At 68.4% G+C, this 15,189-nt stretch carries 12 protein-coding genes, 1 tRNA gene and 3 pseudogenes; 6 read left to right on the plus strand and 10 right to left on the minus strand.

Features of this window, described 5'->3' with window-relative positions; all coding sequences use genetic code 11:
- Positions 1-118: 118 nt before the first annotated feature.
- Positions 119-634 carry a hypothetical protein gene (locus tag ABZ463_RS33615; RefSeq protein ID WP_352012743.1) on the minus strand — a complete coding sequence of 172 codons (516 nt, stop codon included), beginning with the start codon at positions 632-634 and terminating at the stop codon, positions 119-121.
- A gap of 214 nt (positions 635-848) precedes the next feature.
- Complete coding sequence (locus ABZ463_RS33620; protein WP_352012742.1) at positions 849-2,156, minus strand: M20/M25/M40 family metallo-hydrolase; 1,308 nt, start codon at positions 2,154-2,156, stop codon at positions 849-851.
- A 165-nt stretch (positions 2,157-2,321) separates the two neighbouring features.
- Here ABZ463_RS33620 and ABZ463_RS33625 point away from each other — a divergent pair.
- Positions 2,322-2,407: transfer RNA gene (locus ABZ463_RS33625), tRNA-Leu, on the plus strand.
- A gap of 324 nt (positions 2,408-2,731) precedes the next feature.
- Positions 2,732-3,927: pseudogene (locus tag ABZ463_RS33630) on the plus strand (IS256 family transposase).
- 305 nt (positions 3,928-4,232) lie between these two features.
- Here ABZ463_RS33630 and ABZ463_RS33635 read toward each other — a convergent pair.
- Entirely contained in the window at positions 4,233-4,916 is a 684-nt protein-coding gene (locus ABZ463_RS33635) for a hypothetical protein (RefSeq protein WP_362782371.1), read from the minus strand.
- A gap of 911 nt (positions 4,917-5,827) precedes the next feature.
- Between ABZ463_RS33635 and ABZ463_RS33640 the strand changes: the two are divergent.
- A pseudogene (locus ABZ463_RS33640) lies at positions 5,828-5,995 on the plus strand (transposase); the annotation flags it as partial.
- 30 nt (positions 5,996-6,025) lie between these two features.
- Here the strand turns inward: ABZ463_RS33640 and ABZ463_RS33645 are convergent.
- From ABZ463_RS33645 to ABZ463_RS33660, 4 genes and pseudogenes are all read right to left on the minus strand, one after another.
- Positions 6,026-6,154: pseudogene (locus tag ABZ463_RS33645) on the minus strand (IS3 family transposase); the annotation flags it as partial.
- Positions 6,155-6,184: 30 nt separating this feature from the next.
- On the minus strand, positions 6,185-7,390 hold the full coding sequence (chrA, locus tag ABZ463_RS33650) for a chromate efflux transporter (protein ID WP_352016564.1): 1,206 nt from the start codon (positions 7,388-7,390) through the stop codon (positions 6,185-6,187).
- 58 nt (positions 7,391-7,448) lie between these two features.
- The gene (locus ABZ463_RS33655) at positions 7,449-7,910 is read right to left on the minus strand and encodes a hypothetical protein (protein WP_352016565.1); all 462 of its coding nucleotides are present in this window, start codon (positions 7,908-7,910) and stop codon (positions 7,449-7,451) included.
- A gap of 138 nt (positions 7,911-8,048) precedes the next feature.
- Positions 8,049-8,741 (minus strand): helix-turn-helix domain-containing protein, encoded by a 693-nt coding sequence (locus ABZ463_RS33660; RefSeq protein WP_352016566.1) that lies wholly within the window; start codon positions 8,739-8,741, stop codon positions 8,049-8,051.
- A 483-nt stretch (positions 8,742-9,224) separates the two neighbouring features.
- On the opposite strand from ABZ463_RS33660, the gene ABZ463_RS33665 reads away from it, so the two are divergent.
- Complete coding sequence (locus ABZ463_RS33665) at positions 9,225-10,124, plus strand: hypothetical protein (protein ID WP_352016567.1); 900 nt, start codon at positions 9,225-9,227, stop codon at positions 10,122-10,124.
- A gap of 184 nt (positions 10,125-10,308) precedes the next feature.
- Complete coding sequence (locus tag ABZ463_RS33670) at positions 10,309-11,379, plus strand: beta-propeller fold lactonase family protein (protein WP_362782376.1); 1,071 nt, start codon at positions 10,309-10,311, stop codon at positions 11,377-11,379.
- Between the two features lie 841 nt (positions 11,380-12,220).
- On the opposite strand, the gene ABZ463_RS33675 is transcribed toward ABZ463_RS33670, so the two are convergent.
- A complete protein-coding gene (locus ABZ463_RS33675; RefSeq protein ID WP_362782379.1) occupies positions 12,221-12,919 on the minus strand; it encodes a response regulator transcription factor in 699 nt (232 codons plus the stop codon).
- The gene (locus ABZ463_RS33680) at positions 12,916-14,127 is read right to left on the minus strand and encodes a sensor histidine kinase (RefSeq protein ID WP_362782382.1); all 1,212 of its coding nucleotides are present in this window, start codon (positions 14,125-14,127) and stop codon (positions 12,916-12,918) included. The genes ABZ463_RS33675 and ABZ463_RS33680 overlap by 4 nt, the downstream gene beginning before the upstream one ends.
- A gap of 200 nt (positions 14,128-14,327) precedes the next feature.
- Between ABZ463_RS33680 and ABZ463_RS33685 the strand changes: the two genes are divergently transcribed.
- Positions 14,328-14,744, plus strand: coding sequence for a DUF6223 family protein (locus ABZ463_RS33685; RefSeq protein WP_362782385.1), 417 nt, complete (start codon positions 14,328-14,330; stop codon positions 14,742-14,744).
- 90 nt (positions 14,745-14,834) lie between these two features.
- Here the strand turns inward: ABZ463_RS33685 and ABZ463_RS33690 are convergent.
- A partial coding sequence (locus ABZ463_RS33690) for a bacterial transcriptional activator domain-containing protein (protein WP_362782388.1) occupies positions 14,835-15,189 on the minus strand: 355 nt, incomplete at its 5' end.

Here is a 15,189-nt window from a genome sequence, read left to right on the forward strand (position 1 = left end):
GTACGGCGGCGACCGTCACGAGGGATGTGTGTTCTCCGGCGGAATGATCTGAGTTCGCGACCACCGGGCCGGCGCCCGGCACGAGCGCGCGAGAGGCCCGGATCGGGGCCAGGGGAACTCAGTCAGGGGAGATGGAGGGGTCGTCCGCCGCTGTGCGGACGACCGGGGGGAACGCGCGGGCCGCAGGGACACGCCGCGCCGTCACCCGCGGGTCGTGAACGAACCGGGTGACGTCCCCCGCGCCCGGCCAGGAAAGACCGGAACCGCCACCGCCCTGGGGCACGAAACCGTTCGCGCCCGAGTTGTGGTCGGCCGACGCGGGGGTCGGGAAAGCAGGCTTCGACTGGCTGGTGAGCCCGTCCACACCCCGCCCCGCCATGGCCTCGGCGTCTCCTGACACCGAGAACCCGCCGCCGCCCGTGGGGAAGACACCGGCCTGGAAGGCCGGTCCGGGAGCGGCCGGATCGAGAACGTCGAGATGTGCCGTCTCCGTGGCCGCGGTGGTGTCCGCGATCGCCGGAGCGGCACCGAGAAGCCCGAAGACAAGCGCGAGCAACCACCCGGCGGCCACCAGGCCGCCGAGCGCGAGAACCCGCCTGACGACTGTCCGAGCACCGGCCACGAACCGTGCCATCCGGTCAGCCCGGACAACGGGGACAGTCACGCACGCGCGCTGGACGGCGGACGGGAGAACCCTCCACCGACCATGCGGCACACGCGCCACGCGAACCTCCCCGAAGCTCCCAGCCGGACCAGCCCAAGGCAAAGCCCGGCCCTCAACGGAGCGTTACGCTATCAGCACGGGGAGTCAACGTGAGAGGTTTCCTGAGGGTTTGGCCAAGAACCTCTCAGCAGGCGTCGAGGAAACGGTCAAGCACCCGCACCCCGAACTTGAGCGAGTCGACGGGCACCCGCTCGTCGACCCCGTGGAACATCCCGGAGAAGTCCAGGTCGGCGGGCAGCTTGAGCGGCGCGAAACCGAACCCGCGCACCCCCATCACGCTGAACGCCTTCAGGTCCGTCCCCCCCGACAACGTGTACGGCACCGCCAGCGCCCCCGGGTCCTCGGCCACCAGGGCGTCGGCCATGGCCCGCACCAGCGGCCCGTCGAACCCGGTCTCCAGGGCGACGTCGTGATAGACGAACTCCCTGGTCACGTTGGGCCCGAGCAGCTCGTCGAGCGTCTGGAAGAACTCCTCCTCGTAACCGGGCAGGAAACGGCCGTCGATGTGCGCGGTGGCGGTCTGCGGGATCACGTTGGCCTTGTAACCCGCCTGGAGCATGGTCGGGTTGGCGGTGTTGCGCAGTGTGGCGCCGATCATCCTGGCCAGCGGGCCCAGCTTGGCCACGGTCGCCTCGGGGTCGTCGGGGTCGAAGTCGAACCCCAGCGCCCGGGAGGTCTCGGTGAGGAAGGTCTCCACCGTCCGCGTCAGCCGTACCGGCCACTGGTAACGCCCGACACGGCCGACCGCCTCGGCGAGCTCGGTCACGGCGTTCTCGGCGTTGAGCATGGAGCCGTGCCCCGCCCTGCCGGTCGCGGTCAGCCGCATCCAGGCGATGCCCTTCTCCGCGGCCTCGATGAGGTAGAGCCTGCGCGCGTCGTCGATGGAGACGCTGAACCCGCCGACCTCGCCGATCGCCTCCGTGCACCCCTCGAAGAGGTCCTTGTGCTCGGCGGCCAGCCACTGCGCGCCGTACTCGCCCCCCGCCTCCTCGTCGGCGGTGAACGCCAGCACCACGTCCCTCGGCGGCCTGCGCCCCTCGCTGATCCGCTGCCTGACGACCGCGAGGATCATCGCGTCCATGTTCTTCATGTCGACGGCGCCACGCCCCCAGACGCAGTCGTCGGCGATCTCCCCGCTGAGCGGGTGGAGGGTCCAGTCGGCGGCGTCGAACGGGACGACGTCAAGATGACCGTGAAGGAGCAGCGCGTCACGGGAGGGGTCCTCCCCCTCGACGCGCACGACCACGTTCGCCCGGTGGCTGTCGGATTCCAGGATGCGCGGCTCAAGCCCGACCTCGGCCAGCTTCTCCGCGACGTACTCCGCCGCCGCCCGTTCCCCGGGACCCGAGTTGTCGCCCGCGTTGGTCGAGTCGATCCTGATCAGATCACGGCACAGCCCCGCGACCTCGTCCTCACCGTTGAGCGTGGTCATGGCGACTCCTTAAATCTCGTACGGCCTGCGCCTCCCATCCTGCCGTCGCCGGACACGTCTCGGCATCCCCGGCGGACCTGCCCGCATACCGATATGACGCAAGCTCAAGAGTTTGCTAACCTGATTCCGCCGACGCGGGATGACGGTCCCGCGTGCAGGCACCAAGTCCGGGTGGCGGAATAGGCAGACGCGCTAGCTTGAGGTGCTAGTGCCCTTTGCGGGGCATGGGGGTTCAAGTCCCCCCTCGGACACAAACCCTTGGCCGATATCGTCCTGGTCAGTGCTCGCACTGACCAGGACTTTTCGCTTTCCGGGGTGGTAGGTCAACCGCATCCCCAAAGCGGAGTAGATCCTGGCCTTCCGCTCGGGGTCGGCCTCGTTCAGCACCCGGACAGCATCACCCAAGGTTGCGTCCACGGAGGTGGTGTACGAGTTTGACCTGGTCACAAGAGTGGCGCCGAGAAATGGTGACGGCCATCACGTGATCCTTCGAGTAGCGAAGATCAAGTTCGAAGGAGAACCAGGCGATGGCCGTAGACAACAGTGTGGCCCCCGATTCCTGACTGGCGGAGTAGATCGAGACCGGCGATCCGGATCTGTTGCGATCCATGGCGGGAGACCATGGCCGAAGCGTTGATGTCGGCCGAGGCCGACGGCCTGTGCGGCGCCGGATACGGCGAGCGGACCGATGAACGCACCAACCGCCGCAACGGCTACCGCACCCGCGGCCGGGACACCCGCGCCGGAACCGTGAAGCTCGCCGTCCCGAAGCTCCGCTCGGGCTCCTACCTTCCCCGAGCGGCTGCTGGAGCGCCAGCGGGGGCCGAGCAGGCGCTGATCAGCGTGGTGGCCACCAGCTACCTGCTGGGCGTCTCCACCCGGCGGGTCGACAAGCTCGTCGAGCAACTCGGCATCAAGAACATCTCCAAGAGTCAGGTCTCCCAGATGGTCAAGGTGCTCAACACCCAGGTGGAGGCGTTTCGCACCCGCGCGTTGGACGGCGGGCCGTATGCCTTTCTCTGGCTGGACGCCCTGACCCAGAAGGTCCGCGAAGGCGGCCGGATCATCAACGTGCACGTCCTGGTCGCCACGGCCGTGAACGCAGGCGGCAACCGGGAGATCCTCGGGCTGGAGGTCACCTCGGCCGGGAACGGCGCCGGCTGGCTGAGGTTCCTGCGGGGCTTGGTGGCCCGGGGGCTGGGCGGGGTGCAGCTGGTCGTCTCCGACGCCCATCCTGGCCTGGTCGAGGCGATCGGCGCGACCTTGGCGGGCGCGTCCTGGCAGAGATGCCGCACCCACTACCTGCGCAACCTCTTGACGACCGTACCCAAGTCGGCGCAGCCGTGGGTGGCCACCCTGGTGCGCACCATCTTCGACCAGCCTGCCGCCGAGCAGGTACGCGCTCAGCATGCCTGGGTGATCGACGCGCTGGGGGCCAGGTATCCGGCCGCATGCGAGCACCTGGAAGCCGCCCGCGAAGACCTGCTGGCCTTCACCGCCTTTCCCGAAGGAGACCTGGCGGCAGGTCTGGTCGAACAATCCGCAGAAGCGGTTGAACAAGGAGATCCGCCGCCGTACCGACGTGGTCGGGATCTTCCCGGATCGGGCCGCGGTTGTCCGGCTGGTCGGTGCGGTTTTGGCCGAGCAGACCGATGAGTGGACCGAGGCCCGCCGCTCCATGGGGCTCGACATCCTGGCCAAATGCCGGATGCGCGTTCTTGCGAGCGACACACCGGCCCACAACCCGCTACCGCAGACACTTACCGCTTAACCTGCAGAAACAGGATCACGCGAAGGTCAGCTCATACACCACTTCACTGGACGTGACCCCTTAAAAGCCGTTGTCTTACCGAATGTAGTTCCTGCGTTTCCGCTGGTGAGCCCAGGGTGTTCGCAGCGAACGCGGTTTACGTCCACGTCGGTGACCCACAATCGGGCGCCGGGGTGCGGGCGTTCCTTCCGCACGACCAGCCCCGTCCCACACGTCCTCGCCGACGGTGCCGTCGGCTTCGACGGTCGGGGTCCACGCGCTCGCGGGAACCCCGAACCGGCACAACAGCGCGCCTGGGCGGGCGCCTACCGCAGGATGGGCCTGCCCTCAAGCACCGCCTTCAGGATCTTCAGGCTGTCGCCGATTCCGTCCTCTTCGAGGAACTCAGGCAGGACCGCCTCCGCCACGCTGGTGACCTTGCCTTCCCCGCCGAGGTAGACAGCGGCATTGGCTCCCTCGGCGTACTCGTCCAGGTGACCGCGAACACAGGTGTCGGTCGTTGGCTTGCCGGCGAAGTAGATACAGCCCCGGCCGCCCATCTCAAGCCAGGTGTGTGCAGACACCGGCCCTTTGACGACGAGGGCGGCCGGGTCGTACAGCGAAGTCGCGAGAAGGTTCCGGACGGTCAAAGACCGGCCGACGAACAGGCAACTGTCCCAGAGGCACACCAGATCCTGTGCCACGACCGAGCCGGTGACGTAGAGCGAAGTGTAGACATCCGCGTTGCAAAAGGTGAGGGGACCGCTGACGGTCAGATCGCCATCGATGACGTAGACCGTGTCCTCGTCCTCGCAGGGCGTGTTGCCCAGCGCCAGTGCACCGTCGATCGTCAGGTCACCGCGGTGGACGTAGAAATGTTCGGGTTCCTCACCGAAATAGTCGTCGACATCCCAGCTGGTGCGGTTGCTCGCTTCGGCCATGTCGTACTGCTCCAGCGCCTCCTCAACTGGCACGGCATCCCAGTTTGCGGTGGGCGATTCGAGAAACATGCCTCTCCCTTTCGACAGTGGGGTCATCGGCGGGTGGTCGCCGCCGCAGCGTTCGATAGCTGCCGTGATCCTCCCTCACAGCTACGACAGCATGCTGACGGGCGATCCGAGTGAAGGTCACTTCTCCGAGTTCCTTCATCCGAGCGTCGCCCGTCGCAGGTCACGATCCGTCCGAGCCCTGCTGCCGAAGGCGTCGATCCCGAGGTCCAGACCTGTCGCGGCGTTGTCAGACGCAGGACGTAGGCTCCCGGTCCGATGAGGTGCGACCACAGGCGTGGCACATGCGCGATGACGGCTGGCGACGGGACTGTGAAACTGGCGGCGTCGCGGACCGGGGCCAGGCCCAAACTGCGCGCGGACCTGTTCGCGGTGCTGGAGAGGTCGCTGCTCCGGCGCGGCTCGCAGGCCAACACCGCATTTACCGACACCGATCAGTTCGTCCGTCACCTTCGGCGGGACTCCGCGAAATCCAGTACCGCAGCGACCTGATCGACGGATGCCTGAGAAGCCGTTGTCGTGCCGACCTCGGCGTCGGGTTACAGGACTTGGTTTCCTGGCAGGGCGATTTCTGTGCTGTCCGCGCATGCGAGCAGGGCCCCTTGGAATCTCAGTGGTTGTCGAAGCCGAACGGGAGGTCCAGGAGGCCCTGTTGCCACGGTTGTACACGGTCGCGGCGGGCGAGTCCGGTCCGTTCCACCGTGAGTGTGACTGCCTCGCGCGCATGTACGGGAACGCGGAGGGCCAGCCGGTCCGGGCACGCGTGTACCCGTCGGACATGACCGACGCCGAGTGGCGGGCGATGCCAGCCGATTTCCCGGCCTGGACCTGCGTCTACGCGTTCTTCCGCCGCTGGCGCGGCCAAGGCCTGGCCGGCGAGTTCCACGACCGGCTGCGCGCGGTGCCGCATCGCCGAGGGCCGGGCGGTGGAGCCGACCGCGGGCAACATCGATGCGCAGTCGGTCAAGGCCGCCGCCTCGGTCCGGTCCGCGACGCGCGGCTACGACGGCGGCAAGAAGATCAACGGCCGAAAGCGGCACATCGTCGTGGACACGCTCGGGCTGCTGCTTCAGGTGCTGGTCGGCCAGGCTTCGCCAAGGCCCTTGAGGCTTGATCAGCTTGGTCTTGTACAAGCCGATCTGTGCCTCCATCAGGGCGTTGTCGAGCGCATCTCCGACGGTACCGACGGAGGCATCGATCCCGGCCGCCAGCAGATGGGTGGTGAACCGGAAGGAGGTGTGGTGAAGGGGACCTGGCTCCGGTCGAGGCTCTCAGCCGAGCAGGGTGTGGGCAAAGCCGATCAGGGCGCCTGCCGCGATGTACCAGGCGTTGTTGAGCCGGGTCTTCCACAGCAGCACCAGCGTGGCCAGAGCGATGGCCGCAGTCAACCCGTCGACGATCGCGGTCCGGCCGAGCTCATACGACACTCCGGCCATCAGGGCGAGCGCGGCGGTGTTGAGGCCGTCCAGCAGGGCGGCGGTCCAGGCCCGTGAGCGCAGCCAGTCGGTGAGCCGGGTCAGCAGGCCGACGAAGAGGAAGGAGGGCAGGAAGATCGCCACGGTGGCGAGGAACGCGCCGATGGGCCCGGCGACGAGGTAGCCGATGAAGGTGGCGGTGGTGAAGACCGGGCCCGGGGTGACCTGGCCGATGGAGACGGCGTCGATGAGCTGCTGGTTGGTGATCCAGCCGAGCCGGTCGACGAAGTCTCCGCGCAGGAAGGCCAGTAGCACGTACCCGCTGCCGTACAGCACTGAGCCGATCTTCAGCATGGTGAGGAACAACTGCGCCAGCTGCCCGCCGGTTGGATCGGGAAAGACCGGGGAGCCGCCGAGGCCGAGCAGCGGCAGGGCCAGCATTCCTTGGGGGGAATCGCGGCGTAGCCGGCGGGCCAGCCGGACGGCCGCAGCCGACAGGGCGCCGGTGGCCAGGATCAGCAGTTCGTTGACGCCCAGCAGGTAGGCGGCCAGGGCGGCGACCGCCAGCGCGCCGAGCCAGATGTTCTTGACGACGGTGCGGAGCAGGCTGAACAGGGCGTGCGCGATGATCGCGATCACCACCGGGACAATGCCGTACAGGATGCCCTGGATGGCGGGGGTGTGGCCGTAGGTGACATACGCCCAGGCCAGTGCGGTGACCATGAGCGCGGCCGGGAGGATGAAGCACACGCCTGCGGCGAGCAGGCCGCGCCGGCGGGCCCGGTCGTAGCCCAGGTGGATGGCCAGTTCGGTGGAGTTGGGGCCGGGGATGAGATTGGTGGCGCCCATCAGGTCGACGAACCGCTGGTCGCTGACCCAGCCGCGGCGGCGCACCAGCTCGTCGCGCATCATCGCGGTGTGCGCGGCCGGGCCGCCGAAGGCGATCGTGCCCAGTTTGAGGAACACCAGCGTCACCTCCCGCAGGCGGCGCCGGGCTGCTTCGCGGTCGGGGTCGCCTGGGTCGTTCGAGGTGCCGTTCGGGCTGGGTGGTTGCGGGCTCACGGGAAACCGGTGTCTTTCTTACACGGGCCGATATCGGTTATCGGTGTTCGCTGTCGGGTCAGGGGGCCGGTGAGGTGGGGCCGGCCGTGATCGTGTGGTCCAGATGATCGCGGACGGCTCGGGCGGTCTCGGCGGCGTCGGCGGGATCGCTGCGCTGCGGGGCGTTGAGGAAGGCGGTGCCGCGCAGCGCGTGCGAGGCCGGGCGCGGGTACAGCCAGGCGTGGAAGTGCTGAACGCGGTCGCGGGTGGAGACCAGGTGGACGCGTTCGGCGTCGGTCGTGGCGCGCAGCGCGGTGTCCAGCCGGGTGAGCAGAGCGCCGAAGGAGGCCGACTCGTCCGGCGTCATCTCGGCGAAGTCGATGAAGTGCCGCCGTGAAGTGATCTTCAGGGCGCCGGGCATGGTGGTCTCGGCGGGCCCCTGCCCGACCAGCCAGTGCTCGTCGCTGTGAACCCATCCGCCGATCGGGTCCTGGCCGCCCTCCTGCAGGTGGCAGTAGGGGCATTCGCGCTCACCGGTCATGGCTCCTCCTGGAGACGGGTCGATACTCGCCGACGACGCCGCCGAGCATGAGGGGAAACGCGGGGCAAGGTGCACAGCGGGACCGGTGCGGCGGGCCGGTTCTGCGGCGATCAGCGCCGATCATCTGGCGGACGCCGCTCACGGCGGGCCGGGTGCCGTCGTGGGCCCGGTCAGGGTGGCCAGCCGGTCGACGCGCTCGGCGAGCAGGGCCAGGACGTCCTCGAAGATCTCGTCGGTGTCGACGGGGCCGGGGTCGGGGATCGACCAGTGCACCTGTCGCAGGCCCGGGGCGAGGTGTTCGTAGGCGTTGTCGCAGACGGCGACGACCAGATCGTGGGGGGTGAGCACGTCGCGGACGTCGGCGGTGCCGTGCCGCTCCAGGCTCAGCCCGTGACGGCGGGCGGTGTCGATGGCGCGGGGGTTGAGACGGGGACCGGGTTGGGTGCCGGCGGAGGTGACCGGGACGGCGCTGCGTGATGTCCAGAGCGCGGCGGCCAGGGGGGAGCGGGCGGCGTTGCGGGTGCACACGAACACCACCCGCGGCGCTGTGACGACCCGGCGCTGGTTCAGGGCCTCCAGGGCTGAGGGGATCAGCCGGATGTAGACGCGGCGGCGGTCGGCGTGGGAGCGGCCGCGGGTGATGAGGCCCACCTGTGTCAGTACACGCAGGTGGTGGGACAGCAGGTTGGACGGCAGGTCCAGGGCGTGGCCCAGCTCTCCAGGCGACAGGTCGCCGACGGCCAGGGCGTCGATGATCGCCAGCCTGGCCGGGTCGGCCAGGGCCTGGTGCAGGGCGAGGCGCTCGGGCGACACCCTTCCTTCAATGTCCATTGAGTCAATGGTGGCTGAGGTGTTTTCATGAGTCAACGCCGCACCTGATCACCACGCCCCGCACCCCCCTCACCCCGTTCGCCGACACCCTCAGGGGGCCGTCGGACCCGCACCCCCAAGGCGTTCACGGCATGGACCCGGTCGTCGACGGCCACCGGCAACCCCATGCACTCCAGCGACATGACGACGGAAAGGATTTCTTATTTCCCCTACTCGTAAAAAATGGGACCGAAAATAGAATCCCCGCCTTTTTGCCGCATCGCGAAGCCATCGGTACAGGCGATTTGTCGCGCGACCGGCCCCGCCCGGCGCCATATTGACGCGTCAACGGAAGCTGCAGCTCAGAGGCGAATTTTTCGCGCCTTGATTCGAAAGACGTGGCACGCTTCCGCAAAAATATGCGCAATTTCCCTCTTTCCTTGCTCATCTCTTAAGCCTATTTTTCGGATATCACCCCCACCGTCCAAGATTGGGGCGTCCGTGATGAGCCAAACCCTCTTCTCTCCAGGCCGAAAATCCCTGCGCGAAACCATCGCCGAGGCCTCGGTCACCACCAAGCTCTACTGGCTGCTGCGCATCGGGGTAGGCATCGAGTTCATCGGGCACGGCTGGGCGGGCCTGAGCCGCTCACGGGCCTGGCTGCCCTACTACGACCTGTTCGGCATCTCCTCCGACGTCGCCCTGAACTACCTGATGTACGTCACCGGCGCCATCGACATCACCATCGGGCTGCTCATCCTGTTCTGGCCCGCCCGCATCCTGCTGCTGCACACCACCGTGTGGGGCATCTTCACCGCCCTGCTACGCCCCACCGTCGGCGAAGGCTGGTGGGAGTTCCTCGAGCGCGGCGGCAACTACGGCATGCCACTCGCACTGCTGATCATGGCCGGCTGGGGCGGCTGGTCACTGCGCCGCTGGCTGCAGCGCGTGGATGAGCCCGCCGCCATCTCCGACCGCACCCTCATCGCCATCCACTGGGCCATGCGCGGCGGCCTGGCCCTGCTGCTGATCGGCCACGGCGGCTTCGGCGCCTTCGAGCACAAACGCTACTGGTATGACTTCTTCGCCTTCTTCGGCCTCGGCAAGACAGCCGTGGACTCGGCCAACCTGATGGTGCTGGTCGGCGCCTTCGAAATCCTGCTTGGCCTGGCGATCCTGGTAAAGCCGTGGCGGTCGCTGCTGTTGTTCGTCCTGGTCTGGAAACTCGGCACCGAACTGCTGCGTCCGCTGGTCGGCCAGGAGTGGTTCCAGTTCGTCGAACGCGACGGCGACTACGTGCTGCCGATCACGCTGTATGTCAGCGCCGCCGCCTACGCCCTGGCGCGCACCCGCACCGAACCGCTGTCCCCGCCGACTACGGCGGCACCCGGCGCCCCCGCCTGACCCGCTCCCCTGACCGCTCCTCGTTCCGCTCACCCGCCGCACCGATCACCGAACCGTCGGTGCCGATTTCGCCACCCCAGGCATGCGCGCTTCGCCTCCTGGTACGGCGAGCCGCCGGGCCGGCCACTGCGTCCTCTATGACCGGCCCCGCAGCCTTCCCTCCTCACGAAAGGTCACCTCACCCATGTCACCTGACCGTCTCGGTCCCCGCCAGAACATCGCCCGCCGCCTCCTGCCGCCCCTCTTGGCCTGCGCCGCCCTGATCACCGTCGGCACACCGGCCGCGGCGGTCACCGTGACCACACCAGCGGGCCCGCTGTCCGGCGTGACGGCCAACGGCCACGTCGAAACCCACCCCGGCCCAGGACGCCCCGTGGTGCTGGCCACCATTGACGTCGGCCTCAACCCCCGCGCGGTCGCCTTCACCCCCGGCTGGCGCCAGGCGTATGTCGCCAACGCCGGATCCAACACCGTCTCGGTCATCGACGTGCGCCGCCGCGCCGTGATCGACACCATCGACGTCGGTGCCTTCCCCTACGGCGTCGGCTTCGTCCGCCACGGCGCCTTCGCCTACATCGCCAACCGCGACTCCGACGAGGTGTCCGTCATCGACACCGCACACCGCAAGGTCATCAAGACCATCCCCGTCGGCGACGCCCCCCGCTGGGTGGCGATCGCCCCCGACGGCCGCTTCGCCTACGTCAGCAGCACCGGCTCCGGAGCGGTCACCGTCATCGACACCGCCACCCACACCGTCACCGCCACCATCACCGTCGGTCGCTCCCCCAGAGGCATCGCCTTCACCCCCGACGGCCGCACCGCCTACGTCGCCAACTCCGACTCCGACACCGTCTCAGTCGTCGACACCGCCACCCGCACCGTCACCGCCACCATCACCGTCGGCGACGAGCCCCGCGGCGTCCTGGTCACCCCGAACGGCCGCACCGTCTACGTCAGCAACACCATCGGCGGCACCGTCTCGGTCATCGACGCCCGCACCAACGCCGTCACCGCGACCATCACCGTCGGCGCCAACCCGCGCGGCTTGGCCCTGCACACCGGCAACCGCATCGCCTACGTCGCCAACTCCGGCTCCGACAGCGTCTTCACCTTCGACACCCGCACCAACACCGTCCTGGGCGAGGTCGCCGTCGGCGACGACCCCCGCTGGACCGCCTCCGGCCCCGGCGGCACCTTCCTCTACGTCACCAACACCGGCTCCCACAGCGTCTCGGTACTCACCCTCGCCCGGTGACCCCATCCCGCAGAAGGGGCGCTCCATCTGACGATGCACGGGGACCGTAACCCAGCCCCTCCAGGGACGTACCCGCCGCACCCGACCCCACGACCTCATGGCCGGGTGCGGCGGACGTCCGGTTCCCCCACCGGCCAGGCACCGCATGAAGATCGAGTGATCGGCGTGCCGAACAGGAGCCATGGCCCTGCCCCGGAATTGGGGTTTCGGCGTCGTGGGTGTTACCGGCGTCGCGTCGCCAGGCCCCGGTTGGCCTGCCAACGGGCCATCGCCTCGGGGACACGCGAGCGTAGCGGGCCGGCAAGGCGACCGAGGTGTGGCCGGAGTAGACCAGCAGAGTGGAGGTGTTGGCGCCGTCTTCGGCGGCGTGGGTAAGAGCGGAGTGGCGCAACCGCTGCAGGGCCCACGGTCCGCCCGCACGTTGGGCATGGCGGTCTCGAAGCGTTCGGCGACCAGGGCGCGCAAGGCGATGCCGTAGACGCGGGCAGCGTTGGCGTTGGCGACCTGAGTGAGAAACGCACCCGCCGCTTCCAGCGCCAGAGCGGCCGACGGCGATTACAGGCGGTGGAGCGACCCCCCGGTGCCCTCCCACGGGCTATCGCAGACAAGCAGCGAGAGTCGCCCCGTTAATCTCCCGGGACGGGATCGACGTCACCCCAGGCAATCATTCACTATCTGCGATAACAACCCTTAGCGTTCGATCTCGCAGAAATACCGGTCAGACACCATGTTCTCTCATCCGCCGACCGCGAGCGCGGCCGCGACGGCGGGCGTCCCCGGCGTTCGACAACGACGTGATCATCTACGCTCGGTCGCTGTACGAGCGCGGCGTGGCCGTGCCCTACACCGCAGGGCTGACCAGTCCTGTTTGGTAAGCGATGACGACCAGTTGCGCACGGTCGCGCGCACCCAGTTTCGCCATCGCGCGACTGACATGGGTGCGCGCGGTGGCCGGACTGAGAAACAACTCGGCACCGATCTCATGGTTGCTCAGGCCCTCCCCCACCAGGGCAAGCACTTGGCGCTCGCGCTCGGTCAGCACTGCGAGCCGGTCCTCCGCGGCACGGACAGCCGTTCGTCGCGCCGTGAACTGGCCGATAAGGCGTCGGGTGATCCGCGGCGCGAGCAGCGCGTCTCCGGCGGCGATCACCCGGATGGCATGCAGGAGTTCGGCAGGCCCGGCGTCTTTGAGCAGGAAGCCGCTGGCACCGGCCTGCAAGGCGTCGAAGACATAAGCGTCGGTGTCATAGGTGGTGAGGATGAGGACCCGGACCTGCTCCAACCCGTGCGTCCCGGCGATCTGGGCGGTGGCCTGGATCCCGTCCACCTTGGGCATACGGATGTCCATCAGCACGACGTCGGGGCGGATGGCGCGGGTCCACTCGACGGCTTCGTGACCGTTGGTGGCTTCTCCCACCACAGTGATGTCGTCCTCAAGGTCGAGCAGAACCCTGAACCCGGATCGCACGAGACCCTCGTCGTCGGCGAGCAACACCTTGATCGGAGCGTTGGTCAACGGTGAGACGGCCGCTGTGTTCATAGGCTTGACCCGGTCGGTGTGAGGGGCAGCCGTGCCTTGACTTCGAACCCGCCGCCTGGAAGGGGCCCGGCGTCGAGTTCTCCGCCCAGCAGTTGACAGCGCTCGCGCATGCCGACGATCCCGCGGCCGGGTTCGACCGAGTTGCCCGTGCCGCTCGGATGCCGGGCGGCACGGCGGCCTTCATCCGTCACGCGGATCTCCAAGGCGTCGATCCCGGGGCTCAGCGCTACGGTCACCCGAGTCGGACCGACGTGGCGGATCACGTTGGTGATCGATTCCTGAAGGATTCGGTAGGCGGCACCTCCCACCGCGCTGGGCAACGGCACCGAGGGCAAGGTCTCCTCAAGCGTGATGTCGAGCCCGGCCTCACGTGCCTTGGCGGCCAGTTCGTCGATCTGCCCCAGCCCGGGGTACGGCGCCCGCCCGTCACCGTCGTCGTCACGGAGCACCCCGAGAATGGCCCGCATCTCCCGCAGCGCCCGGGAACTGGTCTGCTCGATGGTTCGCAGCGCCTCGCGCGCCACTTCCGGCCGCTTGTCGAGTACGTGCGCGGTGACACCGGACTGGACGTTGATGATCGCTATGGCGTGGGCGACGGTGTCGTGGACCTCGCGCGCGATCCGGAGCCGTTCGGCGTCCACACGCGCCCGCGCTTCCTCCTCGCGAGTCCGTTCGGCCAGCTCAGCGCGCTCCTTGGCTTCGGCCGCGATGACCTGTCGGGACCGGACGGACTCGCCGAGGGCCGCGCTCATGACCGACGCGCCGATCCGGAACCACACCCAGCCGATGGCGGCGCGTGGCTCGATGTCAGCCGCGGCGACCAGCCAGGCGATGGCGAGCACCGAAGTACCGACGCCGGCGATCACCAGCGACCGGCGCCCGTCCCCATAGGCTGCCAAGGTGTACAGGGCGACGTAGAGCCCGAGCCAGCCAGGTCCGTCCGGGAAGTCAAGGCCGTAGTACACCAAGCTGGCGAGGGCGGTGGTGACGAACACCGGCAACGGCCATCGGCGGCGGGCGGCGACGGCCACGCCGCTCACGACCAGCAGGACATATCCCAGGTTTCCGAGGTCGGTAAGGGGTCGCTGCACCACCTCGCCGGCGTTTCGGACGATCGTGCCCTGAACCTGCGTCACGGTGATGAAGAGCGCGAGCAACACCTCCTGCACCAGCGCAGGCAGACGCAACGACACCACGCGGTGTTTCATCCCGCGATCCTACGGTTCCCGCACGTGAGACCACTCCGCCCAGATGCGCGACCGCATACGACGACGGATGTAGCCAGGCACGAGGTGTCTACGCAGAACTGCGTAGACACTGCCGTCCGCTGTCGGAGGCCGCGACCGCCTCGACGGCACGATGATCGATTCCGCGAGCGCTGAACACGCTACCGACAGAAAGGATCCTCATGTCCATCCGTCACTCGCTAGCCACCGCCGCAGCCGCCCTAATCGGAATCGTGGGACTCGCCACACCGGCAGCCGCGCACGTTCTGGTCCAGCCCGTCGGTGCATACACCTTGACCTCCGGGCGTCTCTGGACTGTGGTGGCCGCTCTGCTGGGACTGCCCGGCGTAGTCATCGGCGGGCTGGCTCTGGCCCGCTCCGCCGATCGTATCGGTGCCGACACCGGGAGAAAGAGGGCCATCGTGGCCCTGGTGGCAGGGCTGGCCTGCATGGTCATCGGCGGGCTGGTCGTGGCCGCCGCCGAAGGTGGTCCCGGCACCGGCTACGGAATAGTCGGGGGCTTCGTGGATCTGGCGATCGGGCTGATCGCCATGGTCCTCGGTGGGCTGGCTCTGACACGCTCCCGTCACACAGCCTGACCCGGCCTTGAGGCCGGGCCAGTGCCCGTGTCGTTCTTCAACGGCACCTCCTGGTTCGTGCTCGACCTCGGACGTGCCGTATCGGAACGATCACAGCTTCGAGAACAGCCTCTCCGTCTCGCGAATAGGCCTCACTCCCAACTCCTGCAGGCGTTTCCGCAGGAGCGCCGCCGTGTTTCGTGCCTGGTCGCGGCGGTTCAGGCGGAGTTGGAGGCGGATGATGCGCCGCCAGGTCTCCTCAGGGTCCGGGTTGAGGACGATGATCCGTTCGAGGACGTCGAGAGCGGCTTCCGGGTCGTCCCGTTCCTGGAGTTCGGCGAGTTGGCTGAGCACGTCGGCCTGGATCCGCGCGGGCCAGGTGACGGCGGTGTTGGCGATGAACGCCTTGAGCGCGGCCCAGATCCGCTCGACCGGGTTGTCGTGCGGGCTGTAGCGCGCCCCGTAC

Origin of the sequence: Streptosporangium sp. NPDC020145 (assembly GCF_040631275.1) — a bacterium.
In the GTDB taxonomy this organism is placed as follows: domain Bacteria; phylum Actinomycetota; class Actinomycetes; order Streptosporangiales; family Streptosporangiaceae; genus Streptosporangium.